At 74.2% G+C, this 3,389-nt stretch carries 2 protein-coding genes; both read left to right on the top strand.

Going from position 1 to position 3,389, the window contains the following annotated elements; all coding sequences use genetic code 11:
* The coding region (locus EHS43_RS40555; protein WP_125195542.1) for an NB-ARC domain-containing protein at positions 1-2,054 on the top strand (2,054 nt) is incomplete at its 5' end.
* Positions 2,044-3,389: BTAD domain-containing putative transcriptional regulator (locus EHS43_RS40550; RefSeq protein WP_260470940.1), on the top strand; the 1,346-nt coding region annotated here is incomplete at its 3' end. The genes EHS43_RS40555 and EHS43_RS40550, both read left to right, overlap by 11 nt.

The following is a 3,389-nucleotide window of genomic DNA, read 5'->3' as shown; positions in this document are numbered from 1 at the left end:
CTCCCGCACCGACTCTCCCCGTCACCCCACCGCCCGCCCAACTACCCAGCGACCTGCACCTGTTCACGGGCCGCCGTGCCGAACTGGACGAGGCTTTCGCGCTGTTCGGCGAGGAAGTGTCGTATCCCGGGACCGTCGTCATCAGCGGTATGGCGGGCGTCGGCAAGACGACCCTCGCCGTGCACTGGGCGCACCGGATCGCCGGCCGGTTCCCCGACGGGCAGCTCTACGTCAATCTGCGCGGTTTCGACCCGTCCGGCGCCCAACTGGAGTCGGGGGAAGCCGTCCGGGGGTTCCTCGACGCGCTGGGTGTGCCGCCGGAACGGATCCCGGTCGGCCTGGACGCACAGGCCGCCCTCTACCGGAGCACGCTGGCCGGACGGCGGGTCCTCGTCGTACTGGACAATGCTCGCGACGCAGAGCAGGTGCGACCGTTGCTGCCCGGCTCGGCCGGCTGCCTCACCGTCGTCACCAGCCGCGACGAACTGCCCGGCCTGGTGGCCGCCAGCGGCGCCCGGCCCCTGACGTTGAGGCCGTTCGACGCGGTCCAGGCACGGGCGTTCCTCGTGCGCCGCCTGGGCTCCGACCGCGTGGCGGCCGAGCCCGCTGCCGCGGACGAGATCGGCGAGCTGTGCGCCGGACTGCCCCTGGCCCTCGCCTGCGTCGCGGCCCGCGCCGCGCTGCACCCGCACTTCCCGCTTGCCGCTGTCGCCGCCGAGTTGCGCGAGGCAGACGGCAGCCTCGACGCCTTCGCCCGGTCCGACGCCTCCCTCGACGTCGGCACCGTGTTCTCCTGGTCCACCCGAGCCGTCTCCGACGCGGCCGCCCGGCTCTTCCGGCTGCTCGCACTGCACCCCGGCCCCGACTTCTCCCTGCCCGCCGCGGCCGCCCTCGCCGGCCTGCCGGTACGCCGGACCAGACCGCTGCTGGCCGAGCTGACCGGCCTGCACCTCATCACCGAGCACGCCCCCGCCCGTCACGTCTTCCACGACCTGCTGCGTGCCCACGCCGCGGAACTCCTCGACGAGCGGGACACCGAGGCCGAGCGGAAGGCCGCCCTGCACCGGCTGCACCACTTCTACCTGCACACCGCCCACGCCGCCGACCGGCTCCTCGCCCCCAACTCCGATCCACTGCCGCCGCCCGTGCCGCGGGGCGTGCACCCCGAGCCGCTCGCCGACGACGACCGCGCCCTGGCCTGGCTCACCGCGGAACACGCGGTGCTGATCGCCGTCGTCGAGACGGCCGCCGCATCCGCGGACGCAGTGCAGGAACGTCTCGCCTGCCAACTGGCCTGGTCCCTGGAGCCGTTCTTCGACCGGCGCGGCCACTGGCACGACGGGCTCGCCGTGCAACGCACCGCGCTCGACGCCGCCCGGCGGCTCGCCGACCCCGTCCTGGAGGCCCACGGCCTGCGCGGACTGGCCCGCGTGGAGGGGCGGCTGGGCCTGCTCTCCCGGGCCGTCCCGCGCCTGGAGCAGGCTCTGGAACTGTTCACCGAACTCGGGGACCGAATCGGTCGTGCCCACACCCATCGCAGCCTCGGTTGGACGAGCGAGCAGCACGGCGACCTGATCGGTGCCCTGCGCCACAACCAGTTCGCCCTCTCCCTGTTCCGCGCTCTCGGCGACCGCGCCGCCCAGGCCAGCGTCCTGAACTCCGTAGGCTGGTACCACGGCCTGCTCGGCGACTACCGGCAGGCCCTGACGCACAGCTTCGAAGCCCTGACCATGCTTCAGGAGCTCGGTGACCGCTACGGGCAGGCCGTCACCTGGGACAGCATCGCCTACGCCCATCACCACCTCGGGCGCCACCAGCACGCCCTTCTCGGCTACCGCAACGGCCTCACCCTGCTCCGCGAACTCGGCGTTCCCTACTCGGAGGCCGACATCCTCGTCCGTGTCGGCGACACCCACCTCGCCATGGGGGACGCGGACGCCGCCCGCGCCGCCTGGCACGACGCCCTCACCCTCCTCAGGTCTTTGGACCACCCCGACGCGGGACGCGTGGAGGCTCTGCTGGGCGGAGCCGAGGAGCAGAGCGGTGCGGGCTGACGCGACGCCGACGGGTGCGCTCGCGCCGGACCGCCTCACCCCGGAGACTGCGCCGGGGCGGAGTGCGGCGGCGGGAGAGGAGGCGGGGCAGGCGGTGCGGTTCCAGGTGCTGGGTCCCGTACGGGTGTGGCGCGCGGGACTGGAGCTCGACCTCGGATTCCCCCAGCAACAGGCCCTGCTCGCTCTGCTCCTGGCACACGCGGGCCGCCCCGTGCCGACCGGCGAGATCCTCGACACGATCTGGGCCGAGCGTCCGCCCGCCAGCGCCCTGAACGTGATCCGCCGTTACGTCGGCTCGCTCCGGAGGCTGCTCGAACCCGGGCTGCCGCTCCGCGCCACCGGCCGACGCCTGCTCCGGCGCCCTGGCGGCTATCTGCTGGAGGCGGCCACGGACGAGGTCGACCTGCTGCGCCTGCGCGAGCTGACGCGGCAGGGCAAGCAGGCGGCGGCCGCCGGGCGGCTGGAGAGAGCGACGGACTGTTTCACCCGGGCGCTGGGGGAGTGGCGCGGTCCGGTGGCGATGGGGATCCCCGCGTCCGCCCGCGAGCACGTCCAGTTCACCGCCCTCGCACGGGAGCTCCTGGACACCGCACGGCTGGCGGCGGACTCGGCGCTGCTGTGCGGCCGCGCCGAACAGGCGTTGCCCGTCCTGCGCCAGGCAGGCGCCCACGACCCCCTCGACGAACCCCTGCACGCCAGACTCGTCCTGTCCCTGGCGGCCTGCGGCCTGCAGGCGGAGGCCCTGAAGGCCTACGACGACATCCGGCGACGCCTGAGGCAGGAACTGGGCGTCGCCCCCGGCGCCGAGCTGGCGGCCGCACACACCCGAGTGCTCCGCCAGGACGTGCGCCGACTGACGGCCGGACCCGTGGTGGAGCTGGGGCGGAAGGTCGCGGTGGTGAGGATGGGCGCTGCCCCGCTGGCCTCGCCGCCCGCGTCCGGCTCGTCGACCTTGCCGTCCCTGTCCGGCTCGTTGGCTTCGCCGCCCGTGTCTGGCTCGTCGACCTTGCCGTCCCTGTCCGGCCTGTTGGCTTCGCCGCCCGTGTCTGGCTCGTCGACCTTGCCGTCCCTGTCCGGCTCGTTGGCTTCGCCGCCCGTGTCTGGCTCGTCGACCTTGCCGTCCCTGTCCGGCTCGTTGGCTTCGCCGCCCGTGTCTGGCTCGTCGACCTTGCCGCCCGCGTCCGTCCCACTGGCTTCGCCGCCCGCGTCCGCCCCGCTGACTTCGCCGCCCGCGTCCGGCTCGTTGGCTTTGCCGCCTCCATCCGCCCCGCTGACCTCGCCGTCCCTGTCCGGCTCGCTGACCTTGCCGCCCGCGTCCGCCCCACTGGCTTCGCC

Origin of the sequence: Streptomyces sp. RP5T, from assembly GCF_003933965.1 — a bacterium.
GTDB lineage: Bacteria > Actinomycetota > Actinomycetes > Streptomycetales > Streptomycetaceae > Streptomyces.
This window is presented reverse-complemented; position numbering and strand designations above follow the sequence as displayed.